The 21,061-nt window shown below is 63.4% G+C and carries 16 protein-coding genes; 7 read left to right on the top strand and 9 right to left on the bottom strand.

Annotated features, from left to right (window positions below; all coding sequences use genetic code 11):
* Nucleotides 1-2: 2 nt before the first annotated feature.
* Nucleotides 3-1,199, bottom strand: coding sequence for a deoxyguanosinetriphosphate triphosphohydrolase (locus AC0QUY_RS00180; RefSeq protein WP_475385300.1), 1,197 nt, complete (start codon nucleotides 1,197-1,199; stop codon nucleotides 3-5).
* A 104-nt stretch (nucleotides 1,200-1,303) separates the two neighbouring features.
* On the opposite strand from AC0QUY_RS00180, the gene erpA reads away from it, so the two are divergent.
* A complete protein-coding gene (gene erpA / locus AC0QUY_RS00185; RefSeq protein WP_057861732.1) occupies nucleotides 1,304-1,633 on the top strand; it encodes an iron-sulfur cluster insertion protein ErpA in 330 nt (109 codons plus the stop codon).
* 193 nt (nucleotides 1,634-1,826) lie between these two features.
* On the opposite strand, the gene AC0QUY_RS00190 is transcribed toward erpA, so the two are convergent.
* Nucleotides 1,827-2,732 carry a LysR family transcriptional regulator gene (locus AC0QUY_RS00190; RefSeq protein ID WP_475385301.1) on the bottom strand — a complete coding sequence of 302 codons (906 nt, stop codon included), beginning with the start codon at nucleotides 2,730-2,732 and terminating at the stop codon, nucleotides 1,827-1,829.
* Nucleotides 2,733-2,955: 223 nt separating this feature from the next.
* On the opposite strand from AC0QUY_RS00190, the gene AC0QUY_RS00195 reads away from it, so the two are divergent.
* Together AC0QUY_RS00195 and AC0QUY_RS00200 are read left to right on the top strand one after the other, a co-directional pair.
* On the top strand, nucleotides 2,956-4,029 hold the full coding sequence (locus tag AC0QUY_RS00195) for a tartrate dehydrogenase (RefSeq protein WP_475385302.1): 1,074 nt from the start codon (nucleotides 2,956-2,958) through the stop codon (nucleotides 4,027-4,029).
* An 82-nt stretch (nucleotides 4,030-4,111) separates the two neighbouring features.
* Nucleotides 4,112-5,086: a tripartite tricarboxylate transporter substrate binding protein BugD gene (locus AC0QUY_RS00200; protein WP_475385303.1), complete on the top strand. Its 975-nt coding sequence runs from the start codon at nucleotides 4,112-4,114 to the stop codon at nucleotides 5,084-5,086.
* Between the two features lie 136 nt (nucleotides 5,087-5,222).
* Here AC0QUY_RS00200 and AC0QUY_RS00205 read toward each other — a convergent pair whose 3' ends face one another.
* The 4 genes from AC0QUY_RS00205 to AC0QUY_RS00220 all read right to left on the bottom strand — a co-directional run bounded on the left by AC0QUY_RS00205 (nucleotide 5,223) and on the right by AC0QUY_RS00220 (nucleotide 11,253).
* Complete coding sequence (locus AC0QUY_RS00205) at nucleotides 5,223-5,699, bottom strand: hypothetical protein (protein WP_475385304.1); 477 nt, start codon at nucleotides 5,697-5,699, stop codon at nucleotides 5,223-5,225.
* Nucleotides 5,700-6,133: 434 nt separating this feature from the next.
* Nucleotides 6,134-6,997: an amidohydrolase family protein gene (locus tag AC0QUY_RS00210; protein ID WP_161854808.1), complete on the bottom strand. Its 864-nt coding sequence runs from the start codon at nucleotides 6,995-6,997 to the stop codon at nucleotides 6,134-6,136.
* Complete coding sequence (locus tag AC0QUY_RS00215; RefSeq protein WP_475385305.1) at nucleotides 6,994-10,119, bottom strand: efflux RND transporter permease subunit; 3,126 nt, start codon at nucleotides 10,117-10,119, stop codon at nucleotides 6,994-6,996. The genes AC0QUY_RS00210 and AC0QUY_RS00215 overlap by 4 nt, the downstream gene beginning before the upstream one ends.
* A gap of 3 nt (nucleotides 10,120-10,122) precedes the next feature.
* The gene (locus AC0QUY_RS00220) at nucleotides 10,123-11,253 is read right to left on the bottom strand and encodes an efflux RND transporter periplasmic adaptor subunit (protein WP_475385306.1); all 1,131 of its coding nucleotides are present in this window, start codon (nucleotides 11,251-11,253) and stop codon (nucleotides 10,123-10,125) included.
* Nucleotides 11,254-11,412: 159 nt separating this feature from the next.
* Between AC0QUY_RS00220 and xth the strand changes: the two genes are divergently transcribed.
* The gene (gene xth, locus AC0QUY_RS00225; protein WP_161854811.1) at nucleotides 11,413-12,204 is read left to right on the top strand and encodes an exodeoxyribonuclease III; all 792 of its coding nucleotides are present in this window, start codon (nucleotides 11,413-11,415) and stop codon (nucleotides 12,202-12,204) included.
* A complete protein-coding gene (locus tag AC0QUY_RS00230) occupies nucleotides 12,201-12,698 on the top strand; it encodes a GNAT family N-acetyltransferase (RefSeq protein ID WP_246738236.1) in 498 nt (165 codons plus the stop codon). The genes xth and AC0QUY_RS00230 overlap by 4 nt, the downstream gene beginning before the upstream one ends.
* 149 nt (nucleotides 12,699-12,847) lie before the next feature.
* Here the strand turns inward: AC0QUY_RS00230 and AC0QUY_RS00235 are convergent, their stop codons facing one another.
* Together AC0QUY_RS00235 and ilvD are read right to left on the bottom strand one after the other, a co-directional pair.
* A complete protein-coding gene (locus tag AC0QUY_RS00235; protein ID WP_475385307.1) occupies nucleotides 12,848-13,690 on the bottom strand; it encodes a tetratricopeptide repeat protein in 843 nt (280 codons plus the stop codon).
* Nucleotides 13,677-15,401 carry a dihydroxy-acid dehydratase gene (gene ilvD / locus AC0QUY_RS00240; protein WP_161854814.1) on the bottom strand — a complete coding sequence of 575 codons (1,725 nt, stop codon included), beginning with the start codon at nucleotides 15,399-15,401 and terminating at the stop codon, nucleotides 13,677-13,679. The genes AC0QUY_RS00235 and ilvD overlap by 14 nt, the downstream gene beginning before the upstream one ends.
* Nucleotides 15,402-16,292: 891 nt before the next feature.
* Here ilvD and AC0QUY_RS00245 point away from each other — a divergent pair.
* A complete protein-coding gene (locus tag AC0QUY_RS00245) occupies nucleotides 16,293-17,249 on the top strand; it encodes a calcium-binding protein (RefSeq protein WP_161854815.1) in 957 nt (318 codons plus the stop codon).
* A 500-nt stretch (nucleotides 17,250-17,749) separates the two neighbouring features.
* Entirely contained in the window at nucleotides 17,750-19,945 is a 2,196-nt protein-coding gene (locus AC0QUY_RS00250) for a lytic transglycosylase domain-containing protein (RefSeq protein ID WP_475385308.1), read from the top strand.
* A 119-nt stretch (nucleotides 19,946-20,064) separates the two neighbouring features.
* On the opposite strand, the gene AC0QUY_RS00255 is transcribed toward AC0QUY_RS00250, so the two are convergent.
* Nucleotides 20,065-21,033 carry a tripartite tricarboxylate transporter substrate binding protein BugD gene (locus AC0QUY_RS00255; protein ID WP_161854817.1) on the bottom strand — a complete coding sequence of 323 codons (969 nt, stop codon included), beginning with the start codon at nucleotides 21,031-21,033 and terminating at the stop codon, nucleotides 20,065-20,067.
* Between the last annotated feature and the right edge of the window lie 28 nt (nucleotides 21,034-21,061).

Here is a 21,061-nt window from a genome sequence, read left to right on the forward strand (position 1 = left end):
GCCTAACGCAAATCCGGGGTCGAGTCAAAAAGCCTTTGGTGCTCGATTAAGGCAAAACGGTCGGTCATTCCGGCGATGAAATTACCGATCCGGCGGGCCCTTTCGCCCTCCGTTTCGCGCTCGGTGCCCTCGATCCACTCCGCCGGCAGGTCGCCGGGCGAACTCTGATAGCGTGCGAACAGATCGAACAGGATGCCTTCCGCCTCGCCCATCACCCGCATGACGCGGCGGTGGCGGTACATGTGCTGTTTCAGGAACGCCTTGATAGCAGCCTCCTCCTCCGCGACATCGGGTGGAAAGGCGACCAGCGGCTGACGGTAGTGGCGGACATCATGGGCCGATTGCGGCTTCGCCGCGGCAAGGCGCCTGCCCGCTTCCGACATCACCGCTCCGATCATGTAGGAAATCAGCTCACGCACCAGTTCCGCGCCGCGCCTGGCGTGATCGAGATTGGGATAGTGACGGTCGATCTCGCCAATGATGGCTTCGGTGAGCGGCATCACCTTGAGGTCGTCGACGGCAAACAGGCCGGCACGCAAGCCGTCATCGATGTCGTGGGCGTCGTAGGCGATATCGTCGGCAAAGGCTGCGACCTGCGCTTCCAGCGAGGCGTAGCTCCACAGCTCCAAATCGAATTTCTGGTTGAACTCGGCAATGCCGACGGGAATCCCGCTTTCGGCCGCGGCCTCGCTACGCCCGGTCAGCGGGCCGTTATGCTTGACGATACCCTCCAGCGATTCCCAGGTCAGGTTCAGCCCGTCGAAATCAGGGTAGCGGTGCTCCAGCGAAGTTACGACCCGCAGCGCCTGCGCGTTGTGATCGAAGCCGCCATGGGCCGCGAGGCATTTGTCGAGCGCCCGTTCGCCCGCGTGGCCGAACGGGGGATGACCGAGGTCATGGGCCAGCGCCAGGGTTTCCGTGAGGTCCTCGTCGAGGCCGAGCTGGCGGGCCAGCGCGCGGGCGATCTGAGCCACTTCCAGCGAATGGGTCAGCCGCGTGCGGTAGTGATCGCCCTCGTGGAACACGAAAACTTGCGTCTTGTGCTTCAGCCGCCGGAATGCGGTGGAATGGATCACCCGGTCGCAATCGCGCCGGAATGGGCTGCGGGTCCGGCTCGGCGGCTCCGCGAACAACCGCCCGCGGCTGGAATCGGGGTCGCAGCCATAAGGCGCACGGGGGGCAGCCATTCCGACCGACACGATTTTTTAGTCCTTATCCATTTGATTCCGCGAGATTACGCACTTAACTATGTCTGAGGCGCCATACCAAATGAATTGGGTATGACGCCTCTGGAGACCATGCCATGACCACTGCCATCACCGTCAGCGAGCGGGCTGCCCGCCGCATCGGCGAAATCCTCAAGGGCGAAGGCGACGGCGCGATGCTGCGCATATCCGTCGAGGGGGGCGGCTGTTCCGGCTTCCAGTACAAGTTCGATGTCGACCATGCCAAGGCCGAAGACGATTTGGTGATCGCACGCGAAGGCGCAGTGGTGCTGGTCGATCCTGCCTCGGTGCCGTTCCTCGCCGGCTCCGAAGTCGATTTCGTCGACGACCTGATCGGCGCCTCCTTCCGTGTGGTCAATCCAAACGCCACAGCGTCGTGCGGTTGCGGGACCAGCTTTTCGATCTGAAGCAAAGGCGGCGGCCCCAATCAAGATCCTCATGCCGTGCAGGCGGCTATCCAGCACGCCGCGCCCCATCCTCGTTATTGCGAGCGCAGCGAAGCAATCCATAGCACCGCAAGTGGAGGCGTTGATTGCTTCGCTGCGCTCGCAATGACAGGTGGATGCGGTTGGCGCAGCGGCCATCGGACAGGCACGCGCCCTACGCTTCCCGCGCGTAGCGCGGCAGACCGGCTTTCAGCATCTCCAACACCTCGTCCCTCACGGGATCGCGGGTGCCGCGGGTGAAGGCGGCGGCGAGCGGCAGCTTGTTCATGTCGGAGCCGGCAAGGCGGATGAAGCGAACGCCACGGGTTGCCATGCGCGACGTCCAGCGCGGGACAATCGCAACGCCAAGGCCTGTGGAGACCAGGTTGACGATGGTCTGCTTCTCGTCGGCTATTTGCGCGACGCGCGCCTCGCGCCCGGCTTCGGCGAACAGCTTCATGGTCAGGTCATGGCTGTGCGGGCGCGACCGGCGTTCGGGTACGATCAGCGGCTCATCTTCGAGGTCGGCGATGGTCAGGCGCTTGCGCTGTGACAGCGGATGACGCTCGGCGACCGCGACGACGGCGGTCTCCCGCAGCAGGAAGAGAAACTCCAATCGCTTGTCGGGCCTCTCCGGTGGGCGCACGAAGGCGAGATCGAGCCGGCCGGACAACAGCCGCGGCAGCAGGCGCACGGTCTTGTCCTCGACCAGTTGCACGGTGACATCGGGCCGAAGCTTTCGGAAATCATGCAACAGCCGCGGCAACAATCCCGCGGCGGCGCTATCGATCGCGCCAACGCGGATGATCGCGGCCCGCTTGCGGCCGCGCATGCGGAATTTTCCGGCGAGCGTATCGGCCTGCGCCAATAGCGCCCTCGCCTCCCTCAGCAGCACCGCGCCATCCTCCGTCAGCGCGACGCTGCGCGTCGTGCGCGTCATCAGCCGCGTGCCGAGGTCGTCTTCGAGCAGGCGGATAAAGCGGCCGAGCGCCGACGGCAGCATGTCGAGCCGCTGCGCGGCGCGGCCAAAATGCAGTTCCTCGGCCGCCGCCACGAAACAGCGCAATTGATGCAGGTCCATCGGTCCTCCGGGCGGGATTATATCAATTTTTTGTATAAATGGGAGGCGGTTGCTGATCAACGGCGGCGGCCGCAGGATGCGCCGAGAGCAAGGCTCGGCAAGCCGTCATTGCGAGCGCAGCGAAGCAATCCACGCCGCCGCTTGCGGTGAGATGGATTGCTTCGTCGCTTCGCTCCTCGCAATGACGGCACGATCAACGATGGCCGTTCCCAAGGAGATTTCGATGCGTGAATATTCAATCGCGGCCATCCCCGCCGATGGTATCGGCCCGGAAGTGATCGCCGCCGGCGTGCAGGCGCTGGAGAGCCTGCAGAAACGTCTCGGCGACGTGAAATTCAATGTCGAGACCTTCGATTGGGGCTCCGATTACTACCGCAAGCACGGCGTGATGATGCCGGCCGACGGCCTCGCGAGCTTGAAAAAGTTCGACGCGATCTATTTTGGCGCGGTCGGCGCGCCCGACGTTCCCGATCACATCACGCTGTGGGGGCTGCGCCTGCCGATCTGCCAGGGGTTTGATCAATATGCCAATGTGCGCCCAACCCGGATCCTGCCCGGCATCACATCGCCGCTGCGCCATGCCGGCCCCGGCGACCTCGACTGGGTGATCGTGCGCGAAAATTCCGAAGGCGAATATGCCGGCTGCGGCGGCCGCGTCCATCGCGGGCTGCCGGAGGAGGTCGGCACGGAAGTGGCCGTTTTCACCCGCGTCGGCGTCCAGCGCATCATGCGCTACGCCTTCCGCCTGGCGCAGTCGCGCCCGCGAAAACTGCTCACCGTTGTGACAAAATCGAACGCGCAGCGTCATGGCATGGTGATGTGGGACGAGATCGCCGACGAGGTCTCGAAAGAATTTTCCGATGTCACCTGGGACAAGATGCTGGTCGATGCGATGACAGTGCGGATGACGCTGAAGCCGCAGAGCCTCGACACCATCGTCGCGACCAACCTCCATGCTGATATTCTGTCAGACCTGGCCGGCGCGCTGGCCGGCAGCCTCGGTGTGGCGCCGACCGCGAACATCGATCCCGAGCGGCGCTTTCCTTCGATGTTCGAGCCGATCCACGGCTCGGCGTTCGACATCACCGGCAAGGGCATCGCCAATCCGGTGGCGAGTTTCTGGACCGCGTCGCAGATGCTCGATCATCTCGGCGAGTCCGAGGCGTCGGCACGGTTGATGCGCGCCGTGGAAAAGGTCACGGGCGACGGCATCACCACGCCCGATGTCGGCGGCACCGCGACGACAAAGGATGTCACCCAGGCCGTCGTGGATGCCATCCATAGCTCCAACGTGTGACGCCACGTCACCGGCGTGGCGGACCGTGCGCGAGGCAAAAATGCCCGTGCAATAAATCAGAACAAGAATTTGGGAGGTGCAGATGCAAATGAGAAAGACGGCCGCCATTGCGCTGGCATTCGCCATGGTCAGTTCTGCAAGCCAGGCGCAGAACTACCCGAGCCGGCCGATCACGCTGCTGGTCCCGTTCGCCGCCGGCGGCGCCACCGACACGGTGGCGCGGGTGACCGCGCAGTCGATGTCGAAACTGCTCGGACAGACGATTGTTGTCGAGAACGCCACAGGCGCCGGCGGCACCATCGCGGCGACGCGGGCCTCGCGCGCAGAACCGGACGGCTATACGATCCTGATCCACCACATCGGCATCTCCACGGCGGCGACGCTCTATCGCAAGCTCGCCTACGACACCAAGACGGCGTTCGCGCCGATCGGCCTCGTCACCAACGCGCCGATGACGATCATCGGCCGTCCCGATCTGCCGCCCAATACGCTCGCCGAGCTCGTCACCTACATCAAGGCCAATGGCGACAAGATGACCTTTGGCAATGCCGGCTTAGGGGCCGCGTCGCATCTCTGCGGCATGCTGTTCATGACGGCAGTCGGCAAGGAAATCCTCACCGTGCCCTACAAGGGTAATGCGCCGGTCATGAACGATCTGATCGCCAAGCAGATCGACCTTTCCTGCGACCAGACCACCAACACCACTGGCCCGATCGCGTCCAAGCTGATCAAGGCCTACGCCATCACCACGAAGACGCGGCTCGCGTCGATGCCCGATCTTCCGGCGGCCGACGAATCCGGGCTGAAGGGGTTTGAAGTCGCCGCCTGGCACGGCATCTATGCGCCCAAGGGCACGCCCGACGACATCATTCAAAAGCTCGCCAAGACGCTGCAAGAGGCACTGCGCGACCCCGATCTCGTGAAGCGCTTCAACGACATCAACACCGAGCCTGTGCCGCAGAACGAAGCGACGCCCGAAGCCCTGAAGGCGAAACTGATCAGCGAGGTCGATCGCTGGGCGCCGATCATCAAGGCGGCCAATCAGTTCGCGGGTTGAGGAAAGCACCTGAAAAGTTTCAGCGCTCGCCGCCGAACAGCGCGGCGTTGCGCAGCGTGAACAGAGGCGCATGAGCAAAGCCGCGCCTCACGGCACTAAATTTAGAGTGGCGGAGGCGCGGCTGTGCATAGGCCGCTTACGTACCGGGCGTTTTGACGACCAGTTTTATGTTGAAGAGGCTGACGTCCTTGAACGGGTTCGGCGCGCCTTCGATGGTGCCCGTGCCCTTGGCGTTCGCATACGCACCCGTGCCCGAGAGGATCGTATACTCGCCGTTTGACCGGCCGTCTTTGAGCGTGCCGGTGTAACGCGCCGTTATCGAGCCCTCCTCGAACGTGTAGGTGCTGTAGCCGTAGTAGGGTCCCGAGCCTTTAAGCAAGTCTGCGGAATGGACGAACTCTTTCACCCCGAGACGGCCGTCCTTGAAGACGGTGACGCCAAAAAATTTGCCGGACATGACCGCCTGTCCTTCGACGTTGGCGGCCTCTGTGACCTTGACATCGATAGGCTTGACGATGAGCTTGAACTCTAGCACCTGTTCTCCGGCTACAGCGGTCGACGCCGAAATGGCCAGAGCCACGCCAGAAAGGAAAACGGCGAGAGACTTGCGCATGTGCTCCTCCTGCGTTTGCTGATGTGGAATGCTGCCGTGCCTCGCCAGCGGCTGACGTTCCTGGGATTGTCCAGCATGCAGGCTCGGACACAACTATAGGTCCGAGCGACGGAGGAAAGGTTCAGCGCTTGATCTCGTGATCCTCACCACCAGCGGGGCGGTCCCAAAGAAGCAATTCCACGCCAACTCCGAGCGCACGGCAGCGCAAATTCTGGTGCTTTGTCGGAAACCGGAGCTTGATCGATGTCAAAGGCCCGGGAAATCTCCGGGAACCTCGTCCTCCCATTTTTCGGCGATGAAACGCCTATACAGCGTGGAACCACCAGGCCCATCGGCGCGCGTCAGATCATCTCGGAAATTAGCTTCGACGATATCGCCGGATGCGAGCTTTTGGCTGCGAGTTCATGGATTGAGGCGACCTTCGCGCCTCGCGCTCAGCGCTCGCCGCCGAACAGCGCGCGCGCATTGCCGTGCGCGACCTGCGCCGCGACCTTCGGCGGTAATTGCGTGAGCCAGGCGCGATAGCCGGCCATGATCTCGCCGTAGCTGTCCCAACGCTCGTTGATCCAGGTGTCGGAGCCGAGCAGGAAACGGTCCGGGAAACTCTCGAATAGCGCGCGCCATTCGGCGGTCAGCTTGCCGCCGCCGTCGGTGATGCCGCCGCGATAGGACAGTTCGCCCCACAGCTTCGGATATTTCGTCAGCATCTCCGCAACGCGGTCGGTCGAAAGGCTGAAGCCGGTATGGGCCCAGATGATGCGGGCGCGCGGATTGTGGCGCATCAGGATCTCGACGGCCACGTCGTCGGCATGGGCATGCAGATAGAGGTCGTGCTCTACCGCGAAATCGACGGTTTTCTTCACCCATTCGGTGTCGGCGGCCTTGCCCGAGATATGGAATTCGCCGATGCCACGGTAATAGCCGCGTTTGAACTCGTCCTGCACGAGGTCGAATATGAAGGGATCGCCGAACCAGGTCTGGATGTCGGCGCGCACCCGGTACGGCCGGATGAATGGAACGATCTGCAGGCCCTGCGGCTTCGCGTCCATCAGCGCATGCGTGCCGGTGTTGGGACGGCTGGTGGCGAGGATGCCGGTAACCCGGTGTTTTCTGAACAGCGCCAGCACCTCGTCGATGCTATAATGGGGCTTTGGCTCCCAATTGTAGTGCAGGTGGGCGTCGAAGATTTCGATCGCCTCGTCAGCCCTCGCCTGCCCGACCGTACCCGCCATCCATGCGAGCGCCATGACGGCGGCGCATCGCAATGCGGATAGAACCAGTTGCCCGATGGCGCTCATTCGGCGGCGACCACGTGCGGCCGCTCCTCGCCCGGCTCTTCCAGTTGCGGTTCGAGCTTGCGCCGCAGGCGGCGGTCAACGCGGTCGAGATAGATGTAGATCACCGGCGTGATGTAAAGCGTCAGGAGCTGGGACAGGCAGAGGCCGCCGACCACGGCGATGCCGAGCGGCTGGCGCAGTTCGGCGCCGGCGCCCGCACCCAGGGCAATCGGCAGCGTGCCGAAGATCGCGGCAAACGTCGTCATCATGATCGGGCGGAAGCGCAGCAGCGCCGCCTCGCGGATCGCGTGTTCGGCGCTCAAGCCGACGCGGCGGCGCTCCAGCGCGAAGTCGACCATCATGATGGCGTTCTTCTTGACGATGCCGACCAGCATCACGATGCCGATCATGGCAATCACCGACATCTCCATCCCGAACAGCATCAACGTCAGGATCGCGCCGATGCCGGCCGACGGCAGGCCGGAGATGATCGTGATCGGATGGATGAAGCTTTCATACAGGATGCCGAGGATGACGAAGGCGGCAAACACCGCCGCAAGAATCAGGACGCCCTGCCCGCGCAGCGAATCCTGGAACACCTGCGCGGTGCCTGAGAAGCCGGTCGCAATCGTCGCCGGCAAGTTGGACGCCTGCTCGAGTTCGGTGATCTTGTCGACCGCATAGCCCAGTGAATAGCCGGGCGCGAGGTTGAAGGAGATCGTCACCGCCGGCTGCTGGGCCTGGTGGTTGATCTGCAGCGGACCTACCGTCGGAACCAGCTTCGCCACCGCCGACAGCGGGATGGTCTGGTTGTTCTGCGTCTTCATATAGAGCTTGGAGAGGTCCGACGGATCGACCCGGAACTGCGGCTGGACTTCCAGGATGATCTGGTAGTCGTTCGACGGCATATAGATCGTGCCGACCTGGCGCGAGCCGTAGGCGTTATAGAGTTGGTTGCGAACCTGATCGACAGTGACGCCGTAGACCGCCGCCTTCTCGCGATCGATATCGACCGTCATCTGCGGGTTCTTGATGTAGAGGTCGGTGGTGACGTCGAGCAGGCCCGGCAGCTTCTCGATCTTCTCGCGCATCTCGGGCGCCAGCCGGTACAGCGACTCGGTGTCGCCGCTCTGCATCACGTACTGATACTGACTCTTGGAAATCCGGCCGCCGATATTGAGGTTCTGGATCGGCTGGAAGAACGCCTGCATGCCGGGAATCTGGCGCGCCTGAAGCCTCAGCCGGCCGATGATCGTGCTGAGATTGTCACGCTCCTTTTTCGGCTTCAGCGCGATGAACAGGCGTCCGTAATTCGCCGTGGCGTTGGGACCGCCGGCACCGACGGTGGAGTTGATATATTCGATCGCGGGATCGGATCTCAGCACGTCGACCAGCGCCTGCTGCCGCTCCTTCATCGCATCAAAGGAGGTGTCGGTGGCAGCCTCGGTCACGCCAATCAAAAAGCCGGTGTCCTCCTGCGGGAAGAAGCCCTTCGGCACGATCATGTAGAGGTAGATGGTGCCGCCCAGTGTGCCCAGCGTCACCAATAGCATCAGGAATTTGCGGGCCAGCACCCAGTCGAGCGTCCACTCATAGGCACGCAGCCAGGATTCGAACATCCTTTCGAAGACGCGGAGCACGATGTTCGGCCGCCGGGTCGCGTCATGGGCGCGCAGTACCCGGGCGCACAGCATCGGCGTCAGCGTCAGCGAGACAAATCCGGACACCACGATCGCGACCGAAATCGTCACGGCGAATTCACGGAACACGCGGCCGACGATACCGCCCATCAGCAGCACCGGAATGAACACGGCGATCAGCGAGAACGTGATCGAGATGATGGTAAAGCCGATCTCGCGGGCGCCCTTCAGCGCTGCCTCGAACGGCCGCATGCCGTGCTCGATATGGCGGACAATGTTTTCCAGCATGACGATGGCATCGTCGACCACGAAGCCGACCGATAGCGTCAGCGCCAGCAGCGTCATGTTGTTGATGGAGTAGTCGAGCGCGTACATCACCGCGCAGGTGCCGAACAGCGAGATCGGAACCGCCAGCGCTGGAATGAAGGTCGCGGATGCCGAGCGCAGGAACAGGAAGATGACCAGAATCACCAGCCCGATCGCGATCAAAAGCGTTTCCTCGACGTCGGCCACCGCCTGACGGATAGAAATGGAGCGGTCCATCAGCACGTTGATCGAAACCGACGGCGGGATCTGCGCGCGCAGCACCGGGAATTTCGCCAGAATGGAATCGACAACCGCCACGGTGTTGGCGTCCGGCTGTTTCTGGATGCCGAGCACGATGGCACGCTCGTTGTTGAGCCAGCTCGCGACCCGCTCGTTCTCGACGCTGTCGTAGATCCGCGCCACCTCGTCGAGCTTTACCGGGGAACCGTTGCGCCAGGCCACCACGATCTGGCGATAGTCTATCGCCTTGTCCATCTGGCCCGAGGCCTGCAACGCCACGTCCTGTTTCGGTCCGTTCAGCGTGCCGACCGGGGTCGAGGAATTGGCGCGCGACACCGCCGTGCGGATATCCTCGAGCGACAGCCCGCGGGCCGCGGCAGCCTCGGGATCGGCCTGGACGCGAATGGCGAATTTCTGCGCGCCGTAGACGCTGACCTGGGCGACGCCCGGAATCTGCGAGAGCGTCTGGCCGATGGTGATGTCGGCATATTCGTGGACCGCCGACAGTGGCAGCGTCGACGAGTTGAGCACGACGAACAGAACGGGGAAATCGGCCGGGTTCACTTTGCGGAAGCTCGGCGGGATGATCATCTCGACCGGCAGCCTTCGCTGCGCGATCGTCAGCGCGGTCTGAACGTCCAGCGCCGCGGCATCGATGTTGCGATTGAGATCGAACTGGATGGTGATCGTGCTGGTGCCCTGCGACGAGTTCGACGACATCGAGGAGATGCCGGCGACCGTGGAGAGCTGGCGTTCAATGACGCCAGCGACCGACGCCGCCATGGTATCCGCGCTGGCGCCCGGCAGCGTCGCGGTAACGGCAATGGTCGGAAAATCGACCCGCGGCAGCGCCGAGACCGGCAACAGGCGGAAGCCGAAGATGCCGAACGCGATGATCGACGCCGTGATCAGCGTCGTCATGACCGGCCGGCGGATGCAAAGTTCGGACAGGGTCATTGGCTAAGCCCCGGCCTTCTTGGCTCGCGGCTCGACCCGCGATCCGTCCGACAGCAGTAATTGCCCGTCGACCACCACGCTCTCGTCGCCGGCGAGCCCTTCCGAGATCACCGACAAGCCCTGCGCGGTGCGGTCGACCGTGACCGGCTGGACCTTGGCTGTGCCGTCCTTGACCACGAAGACGAAATTGCCGCTCTGGCTGCGCTGCACGGCGACCGTCGGCACCACGACCGAATCTTCGCTGCGGATGATGAGCTTGGCCGCGACCAACGTGCCCGGCCACAAGGTCTCGTTCTCGTTGTTCATGATGCCGCGCACGGTGACCATTCCGGTGGCCATATCCACGGTGTTTTCAACCATCGCGACCTTGCCGCTCTCGGAGCGCTGATGGCCGGGGATGGTGGCGGTGACGCCGGAGACGCCTTTCGCCATCGATTCACGCAAGTCCGCCAGCACGCGCTGCGGGACCGAGAAGGTCACGTAGACCGGCGCCATCTGGTTGATGACCGCAAGCGGGGTGGTATCGGCCGGACGCACGAAATTGCCGACCTTCACGTTGGCGACGCCGATCCGTCCGGAGAACGGCGCGCGGATCGTGGTGTAGCTCTTCTGGACCTTCAGATTGTCGAGCGCGGCTTGATCGGCCTTGATGGTGCCGGTCAGGATGTCGGACTGGGTCCTGGCATTGTCGACATTGACCTGTGTTGTGGCGCCCTTGCCGACGAGGTCGTTGAAGCGGCGGAGGTCGCGCTGCGCGCCCTCGAGCTGCGCCTGGTCCTTGGCGAGCACGCCCTCGGCCTGCTCGATCTGGGCGTCGATCTGGCGGCTGTCCAGCGTGAACAGCAGATCGCCTTCGTTGACCTTGGCGCCGTCCTCGAAATGAACCGCGACGATGGTGGTCTCCAGCCGCGACTTCAGCGCCACGCTGGAGATCGGCGTCACCATCCCGATGGCGTCGACATCGACCGGCATCGATTTGCGCTCCGCCTTGGCGAGTTCGACGGAAACCATCCGCGGACGCTGCGGGCCCTGGGCGTTGCTGCTGCCGCCCATCCACGAGGAGCGGGTGATAAAACCGGCCGCCGTGGCGATGGCGATAGCGCCGACGAGAAGGATTACGGAACGCTTTTTCATATTTTTTCACGCCCGCCTGTCCCGGATAAGGACGGGCAGGTCTTCTCCTAGCCCCTTGACGGCGATCTTCGCGCCTTATTTCTAAACGGTTATCACAGCCTCGCTGCACATGGTATGCCACTGCCGGAACAATGTGTAGTTACAATCCCGAGCCATTTTATGCGCGTTGCAACCTGGAACGTTAATTCGATCCGCCAGCGGCTCGAGCACCTCCTGACCTGGCTCAGGGAATGCTCGCCCGACATCGTCTGCCTGCAGGAAATCAAATGCGTGGACGATGCGTTCCCGCGGCTGGAGATCGAGGCGCTCGGCTACAACGTCGTCACCCATGGCCAAAAGACCTTCAACGGTGTCGCGCTACTGTCGAAACTGCCGTTCGACGAGACCAAATCCGGCCTGGCCGGCGACGACGAGGACGCCCACGCCAGATTTCTCGAAGGCGTGGTGACGCTCAAGACCGGGGTCATGCGGATCGCCTGCCTCTATCTGCCCAACGGAAACCCGCCGGACACCGAAAAATACCCCTACAAACTCAAATGGATGTCGCGACTTCTTGAGTATTCGAAGGAGCGGCTTAAGGCGGAAGAGCCGCTGGTGCTCGCAGGCGACTTTAACGTCATTCCAGCGGCAGCCGACGTCTATAACCCCGCCGCCTGGGGCAACGACGCGCTGTTCCGTCCGCAAACCCGCGAGGCCTTCCAGTCCCTCCTCGGCCTTGGCCTCACCGATGCGCTGCGCGCGGTGACCGACGAGCCAGGCCTCTACACCTTCTGGGACTATCAGGCGGGCGCCTGGCAGAAGAACTGGGGCCTGCGAATCGATCACCTCCTGCTGTCGCCGCAGGCGAGCGACCTGCTGACCAATGTCGGGATCGACAGCTATGTGCGCGCCTGGGAGAAGCCGTCCGACCACGTCCCGGTATGGGCGGATTTCGATCTGGAGACGGCGTGAGCGCATCAGGCGCGAAGGTTGCGATTAGGGACGCAGTGCCCGAAGATGCCGCTGCCGCCTGCCACGTCCTCAGAGAATCGATCTCGCAATTATGCATTGCCGACCACGGCAACGATCCGGTGATCTTGAACGCATGGCTGGCCAACAAGACGCCGGAAATCGTGGCGGGATGGACAAGGCAGGAGGGAAACTCGCTTCTCGTTGCCGTCGAGGGCGATGCCGTCCTGGCTGTCGGGGCCGTAACCGACGCCGGCGAGATCAGGCTGAACTATGTCGCACCCGATGCGCGGTTTCGCGGCGTCAGCCGTGCGCTGCTGAGGGCGCTCGAAGCCAGAGCCGCCGAGCGAGGCAATCGCCGTTGCACCTTGACCAGCACCGAGACCGCGCATCGCTTCTATCAGTCGGCGGGGTATATCGATGACGGCGCACCGACCAGAAAGTTCGGCACGGCTGGCGGCTATCCGATGTCGAAGGATATCGGCGCGGAGCCGTAGGGCGGGCAAAGCCAACGGATCGCACGAATGCGCGCCCGATGTTAGAATCGCAGGGTGAGCAAAGCGCGGCGTGCCCCCATTCACGCCAGCGATGTCGGAGAGATGGTGGGCACGGCGCAAAGCGCCTTTGCCCACCCAACAATCGCCCGTCAGTCCCGCTTGCCCTGCACCCAGTGCTCGAGCATCTGTAGCGCCGTGGCGCGGTCGTCGTCGGAGGCCTTGGCGAAAGCGCGGTTGTAGCTTTCGCGAATCCAGGTCTCTTCGGGCGCGGCGTTGTCGCGCGCCAGCGTCAGCCACATCAGGCCGCGGGCAGCCTGCCGCGGCAGCCGGTCGCCGTTGAACAGCATCTGGCCGAGCATGGCTTGCGCCTGATGCTGGCCCTTCTGGGCGGCCAGACCAAGCCAGCGCGCGCCATAGCGGAAGTCGTCCCGCGAGGCGTCCGGGGTCTTCAGGTAGAGCCGCGCCAGATCGTATTGCGCGTCGGCGTTGCCGAAATAGGACGCGGCATAGGAGAACATCTCCCTGGCGCGATCAGTGTCGGGCTTGATCTTGGAATTGGGAATGCCGTTGAGGTAGTAGCGGCCCAGCGCGACGAAGGCATTGGCGACGATCGCCGCCTGCGGCGCCGAAGGGCTGTCCTCGGCATGCGCGTTGGCGATGCGGCTGAAATATTCGAAAGCGCGCAGGTCGTCCTGGATGACGCCATTGCCATCGGCATACATCCGGCCGAGCTTCCACTGCGCGACGGGATGGCCACCCTCGGCGGCGTATTGCAGCGAAGTCAGCGAGGATGCGGCAACCGCCGTTGCCGTCGCGGGCGCCGGCGGAGCCTTCTTCAGGGCCTGCGCAGTGACGGCCTGCGCGGCGGGCTGATTCATCACGGGCAGCGTTGCGTCCGGCTTCACCGGCGCGCCGTCAAATGCGAATCCGGGAGCCGCCACCGGCGCGGCCCCTAGCATCAACGCAAATATGATACGCCTAGATATCCGCATAACATTGTTTCTCGTGCGCACCGCCAGGATGGGTCACAGCCCCGTCCACCGCCGGCCCAACCTGTTGGGCATATTTCCACAGCGCACCCGACGTATGGTTAGTCTGTCGAGGTGCCCATTTGGTTTTACGTTCGGCGAGTTCGGCGTCGGTCAATTTTACGTTAAGAGTCCCGACCTCGGCGTCGATCTCGATAATGTCACCATTTTGCAACAGGGCGATCGGACCGCCCACCGCCGCTTCCGGTCCGACATGGCCGATGCAGAAGCCGCGGGTGGCGCCGGAGAACCGGCCGTCGGTGATCAGAGCGACCTTGCCGCCCATCCCCTGCCCGGTCAGCGCCGCCGTGGTCGAGAGCATCTCCCGCATGCCGGGACCGCCGCGCGGCCCCTCGTAGCGGATCACGATGACCTCGCCTTCCTTGTAGGTTCGCTTCTGGACGGAATCGAAGGCGTCCTCTTCCCGATCAAAGCAGCGGGCAGGACCGGCAAATTTCAACTTCGACATGCCCGCGACCTTCACGATCGCACCCTCCGGCGCGAGATTACCCTTCAGCCCGACAACGCCTCCCGTGACGGTGATCGGGTTGTCGGCGGACCGCACTACATCCTGGTGCGGATTCCATTTCACGCTCTTGAGGTTTTCGGCGATCGTCCGGCCCGTGACGGTTAGGCAGTCTCCGTGCAGGTGGCCATTGTCGAGCAGCGTCTTCATCAGAAGCGGTATGCCGCCAACCTCGAACATGTCTTTGGCAACATAACGGCCCCCTGGCTTCAAATCCGCGACATAAGGAGTCTTTTTGAAGATTTCGGCGACATCAAATAAGTCAAACTTGATCCCGCACTCATGCGCGATCGCCGGCAGGTGCAGCGCAGCATTGGTCGAGCCGCCGGAGGCAGCCACGACGGCCGCGGCGTTCTCCAGCGAGCGGCGGGTGACGATATCGCGCGGCCGGATGTTGGCTGCAATCAGCTCCAGAATCTTCTCGCCGGCGGCGGCGCAAAACGCGTCCCGAATCTCGTAAGGCGCTGGCGCTCCTGCCGAATACGGCAGCGCCAGGCCGATCGCCTCGGACACCGTCGCCATGGTGTTGGCGGTGAATTGTGCGCCGCACGCACCGGCTGAGGGGCAGGCCACCCGCTCGATTTCGTCGAGATCGGCATCGGACATTTCGCCGACCGAGTGCTTGCCGACGGCCTCGAACATGTCCTGCACCGTGACCTGCTGGCCACGGAAATTGCCCGGCAGAATCGAGCCGCCATAGATGAAGATCGAGGGCACGTTGAGCCGGACCATTGCCATCATCATGCCCGGCAGCGACTTGTCACAACCGGCCAGCCCGACCAAGGCGTCATAGGCGTGGCCGCGGACGGTGAGCTCGACCGAATCGGCGATGCACTCCCTCGACGGCAGCGACGAGCGCATGCCGTCATGGCCCATGGCGATGCCGTCGGTCACGGTGATGGTGCAGAATTCGCGCGGGGTGCCGCCGGCGGCCGCAACGCCCTTCTTGACCGCCTGGGCCTGGCGCATCAGCGAGATGTTGCAGGGTGCGGCCTCATTCCAGCAGGACGCGACGCCAACGAAAGGCTGGTGGATCTGCTGGGTGGTCAGCCCCATCGCGTAGAGATAGGACCGATGGGGAGCGCGCTCCGGCCCCTCCGTCACGTGACGGCTCGGCAACCTCTTCTTGATGTCGGTCTTGGCGTCCATCCGTGGAACCTGTTTCCTAGCTATCTCCTTGTCGGTCTCGGGAGCAATTTCCCGTCGCCTTCGGGCCAATCAGCTTTGAAAGAAATGGTTTCATGGAGGGGTGTGGCTAAATAGCGGCGCAGGCAAGAGCCGGACGGGGTGGTTAACCAAATGTTCCCTCACTGTTGCGGCCACGCAACAATCGTGGCGCGGCGGCAACCATTATTCGGGCTTATCAGGCCCACCGTGTTGCCACTTTCGCCGGATCACCCGATTTCGAGCGCTAGACCAAGCGCCCGAGTGGACGGGTCGCAACCTGGGGGACGATCGTGGCAGAGGTCTCCGCTGCATCTCGCCTCGCCCGCTCATGCGACCAAATTGGATTCGGCGACACGACTGTGCGTCGCCGGGGAATCGCAAAGCGCAACCCGATCGACATCGCTGCAGCCGATTCCTTGATCGCCTGCCGCAGCTGCAGCGCTCCGAAAGTTACAGAGCCTGACATCAATCGCGTTCGAAGCGATCGCGTCAATTTTGTGCGGCCGATACTTTTTCCGTCAGTTTTTCGTCACGCATGATGCTTGCCGCGACAGGCGGCAGCAGCGGATTGATCCGATCATTGCCTAGACGAAACAACGTCGTACGCGATTTGTCGCGGAGGTTTGATCGCCGACACAATCGACGGATGCGCGCAAGCGCGCGGTCGCAGAGATGCCTTTCGCGTCACCATATTGCCCCTGCGAAACGCAAATCCGCCGCGCGCACGTCCAGCCACCGGCCCGTTTTCCTGCTCTTCCTTCGATGCGGGTGAAGGATCCTGCCTCACGTCCTTCCCGCGCGCATCACGCGAGGCTTTCCCAAAGTCCGTGGTCGTTTTTAGTACGTGAGGCCTCTGAGTAAGAGGTTTGAATAATGGCACGCTTCAATCTGAACAGCTTGTTCGGCAACGACCGCTTCGAAGATTTTTTCGCCAGGTTCGGCGGCGGCAGCTCCGACCACGATCATCTGAACGGGACAACGGGCAACAACACGTTGTTCGGGGGTGCCAAGGAAGACACCCTCGCCGGCATGGCCGGTAGCGACACGCTCAACGGCGGCTCCGGCGCCGACAAGGTGTGGGGCGGCTCGGGCAACGACAACCTGTCAGGCGGCTCCGGCGCTGACCTTCTCGTCGGCGGCTTCGGCGCCGACCGGATGGATGGCGGCACCGGCAACGACGTGTTGCTCAGCCGGTCGGATGCCGGCGAGATGGTCGCGGCGCAGGATGGCAAGACGCAGATCTTCGCGACTGAAACCGCTGCGTTCAAGGCCGTCAACGATACGCTGACCGGCGGCGCCGGCGGCGATACCTTCCGCTTCGAAGGCATGGTGAACGCCAAGGACGAGATCGTCGCAAAGCACGTCAATGCCGACGGCACCATCGACTGGGTTGGCGTGACCGGCGAGAACGGCGCCACTCACGATCACTGGGTCGACGGCTTCGGCAACGACGTGATCCGCGACTTCAATCGCGCCCAGGGCGACAAGATCGAAATCTCGGCGCACACCGCCGAGGTCAAGTCGATCCAGCACAAGGACAGCAATGGCGACGGCAAGAACGACTACAGCGTAATCACCGTCATCAGCCAGCAGGGCAATGCCGGCGCGCATGACGAGGATCTGCTCGGCACCATCACCGTCTACGGCAATCTGGTGAAGCAAAGCGATATCGCCGTTACCCAGACGGTGTACGGCGCTTACGAGAAGGTCGGCGAACTCGGCGGCGCGCACTTCGACCTGGAGGACGACGGCGTGCTCGCCGGTGGCGGCACCGACGGCGGCCACCACAACGAGGCCACCGCGATGGCCAACATGGCGATGTACGGCTAAGCCGAAAACAACAAGACACAATCACGGACAAGGGCCGCCTCCCGGCCCTTGTCCTCCAGCGTCCGGTGTCGATTGCAGCGTCGCCGGGCGCTGGACTGCGTCGAGAGCGTGTAGCCCGCATGAGCACAGCGATATGCGGGGCATCGTTTCCCGCATTCGCTGCGCTCATGCGGGCTACGAAGCAACGACTACGTCTCAATCCACCTTCACATTGGCGGCCTTGATCATCGGCCACCATTTTGCGCCCTCGGCCTTCTGCGAGGTGCCGATCGCTTGCGGCATTGAGCCCGTGAAGTGACGAACGGAAAGCAGCTGCGCGGCGCTTCGCTTGGGAACCTTTGAGTTCCATTCGGCCTTATTTTGCGCGCATTTGTTGCATTGACGTGACAATTGCGCTCAAGCGTTGTGGTAATCTTTCGAACAGTTCGGGGCCAAGCGCATCACGCGATCTCTTGGTTTCGACAGTGTTTGTGACGTGGCTTTCGCAGGGGGACCATGGAATGAACCGATGCTTACGCTCGTTGTCTTGTTTTTTCACGCTAGCTGGACTCGCTCTCTTCTCGACGGATGCGACCGCGCGGGCCAGCCATAAACCACACGCCAAGGCGCACGAAGCGAGCAAGAAGTCGCACGTGGCCAAGCAGGCTCGCTCCCATCGCAGCGCTGCGCACGGAAAACGCCGGCACGCCAAGCACGCTTCCTCACAACACAAGGCGAAGCGGCCGGAGGCTCCGCCTGCTCCCAAGGAGGCCGTCGCTCCGCTGACGGGCGATCTTGCGCTGGTAAAGGAAGCCATCGATCTCGCTCGCAAGGCAAAGACCGAAGAGGCAACGGAGATCAGGAACAGGATCGCGGATCCGGCGGCGCAAAAGCTCGTCGAGTGGTTCATTCTGCGCCACCCGGCGACGACAGCGACTTTCAGCCGTTACGCGTCGTTCATCGCCGCCAATCCGGAATGGCCGAGCGCAGCGTTGCTTCGCCGGCGCGCAGAGGCGCGGCTGTGGGAGCAGCGCAGCGATGCGGCGACGGTTCGCGGCTTCACCGGCGATCGGCCGACCTATGCCAAGGGCAAGTTGGCGCTGGCGCGCGTGCTGCTGGCAGAGGGCGATCGGGACGGCGCGGCCAGGCTGGCGCGCGACGCATGGCGATCGGACGAATTGTCGGAGCGCCTGGAGACCGACACGCTCGAGACGTTCCGCGACCTTCTCAATCGCGACGATCACCGAGCGCGCATGAACAAGCGCATCGGCGTCAAGGATCTCGCCGGCGCGAAGCGCGCCGCGCGGCGTCTTGGCGACGACGAGCTTGCGATCGTGAAGGCTTGTGCCCTGGTCAGGGGAAAATCGGACAAGGCGAAGGATGCACTCGACGATGTCGCAGTCGAGGCCCGGCAGGATCTCGGGTACACCCTTTGCCGCATTCAGTGGATGCTCGCCCAAAACCGCATTGACGATGCAGCCGGCCTGATGCTGGCCGCGGCACCCGAGACCATGGCGCTGCAGGACACTGATCAATGGTGGCGCGAGCGCCGTATGCTCGCCCGCAAGCTGCTCGATGACGGCAAGTTCCAGACCGCCTACCAGGTGATCCGCCACGCCGCGCTGCCGGCCAATGAATACTACCGGTCCGACTTCCACTTCATGTGCGGCTGGATTGCCCTGCGCTACCTCGACGACCCCGCCACCGCGGCCCGGCATTTCGCCCGGATCGACGAGGGACAGGTCAATCCGACCGTGCTGGCGCGGGCGAACTACTGGCGCGGGCGCGCCGCCGAAGCCCTCGGCGAGAAAGACGCGATGCGCTCAAACTACGAAGCGGCCGCGCGCTATCCGACCGCCTATTACGGGCAGCTCGCGCGCGCCAGGCTTGGCCGCGACCGGATCGAACTGCGGGCCCCCTCGCCCGTTCTCGCCTCCGCCGATGTGCCGGCCACCGACGAACGCGTACGCGCCGCCGAGATGCTCTACGAGATCGGCGAACGCGATGTCGTACTCTATTTTGCCGCCGATCTCGGCGAACAAAGCTCCGACGTAACCTTGCTCGAAGCGCTCGGCGAGCTCACCGGCCGCCGCAACGACGCCCGCGCGATGCTGCAGATCGGAAAGCCTTCGCTCGGCCGCGGACTGCCGCTCGATCATTACGCCTTTCCCACCATCGGGATTCCGCCGCACCGTCAGCACGCCCCCGAAATTGAGCTCAGCATGATTTATTCGGTGGCGCGCACGGAGAGCGCGTTCGACCAGCGCGACAAGTCTGCGGCAAATGCCGTCGGCCTGATGCAGGTGACGCCGGAAGCGGGACGCGATACCGCGAAGCGATTCAAGGTCAGCTACGACTGGGACCGCATGGTTTCCGATCCCGTCTACAACACGCAGATGGGCGCCGCAGAACTGAGCGCGCTACTGAGCGAATACAAGGGCAATCACATCATGACCTTTGCCGGCTACAATGCCGGCCGGGGCCGGGTGCGGGACTGGGTCAAGGCCTATGGCGATCCGCGGGACCCCAAGGTTGATCCGGTTGACTGGGTCGAGCGCATTCCGTTTTCGGAGACGCGAAACTATGTCCAGCGCGTGATGGAAAATTTGGCGGTCTACCGCGTGCGGTTTGACAACGACACCGTCGTGGCGTCGAAGCCCAACCAGCGCGTCAATACGCAGGAGGTGAATGCGGCACCGCCGACGGGCTCGCAGTGAGCGTACTTGGACGGCAGATTAGCGCAGCGCGCAATCCACCGCGTCACGGTGAATAAACCGCGGGTTGCGCCTTCCGCTTCGAGCCGTGCCACATCCGCCGCCGGTTTACGGAGGTGACATCAATCCACCTTCACATTGGCGGCCTTGATCATCGGCCACCATTTCGCGATCTCGGCCTTCTGCCAGGCACCGAGCGCTTCGGGTGTCAATTTGTCCTTGGGCGGCATTTGCAGTCCGAGATTTTCGAGCTGCTTGCGCACCGCCGGATCGCCCAACGCATCCACCGTCGCTGCATTCAGCTTGGCGACGACGTCCTTCGGCGTGTCCCTGGGCACCCAGAGGCCGGACCACAGCGTCATGTGGAAACCCGGCAGCCCCGCTTCGTCCACGGTCGGGATGTCGGAGGCGGATTCGACGCGCTTGGAGTCGGTGATGGCATAAGCGCGGATGTTGCCGGCGCGCACCTGTCCGATCGAGTTCGAGGTCTGGTCGACGATCATGTCGATCTGGCCGGCGACGAGATCGTTCATCGCGGGGCCGGTGCCGCGGTATGGCACATATTGCAGCTTGATGCCGGAGACGTTCTCGAAATAGAGCCCGGCGATATGGCTGCCGGAGCCGGCGCCTGCCGTGCCCGCGGTCACCGGCGTCGGCTGCGCCTTCAGCCACGCCAGAAATTCCTTCAGCGACGTTGCGGGAACCGCCTTCTTGCTGACGATGATCATCGGATTGCTCGGCAGCAGCGCAACCGGTTCAAGATCGGTGACGAGGTCATAGCCGAGCTTGTAGATCGCGCCATTGGCGACGTGGGTGCCGAGATGCCCGAAGCTGACCGTGTAGCCGTCAGGCGGGGAGCGCACCGCGCGGCCGACGCCGACCGAACCGCCCGCCCCCGTCACATTCTCGACCAGAACCTGCTCGCCGAGCGAGACCTTCATGCGCTCGGCGAGAATTCTCGTCATCGCATCCGACGGGCCGCCGGCGGAGAACGGCACGATGATGGTGATGGGGCGGGAAGGAAAGCTTTGCGCCGCCGCCGCACCGCTGAACGCCAACGCTGCAATCGCGGCCAGAATGATCTTTCGCATCTCGTGCTCCCATCACATTCCGCCGCGT

The sequence above is a fragment of the Bradyrhizobium sp. WYCCWR15520 genome (assembly GCF_056174665.1).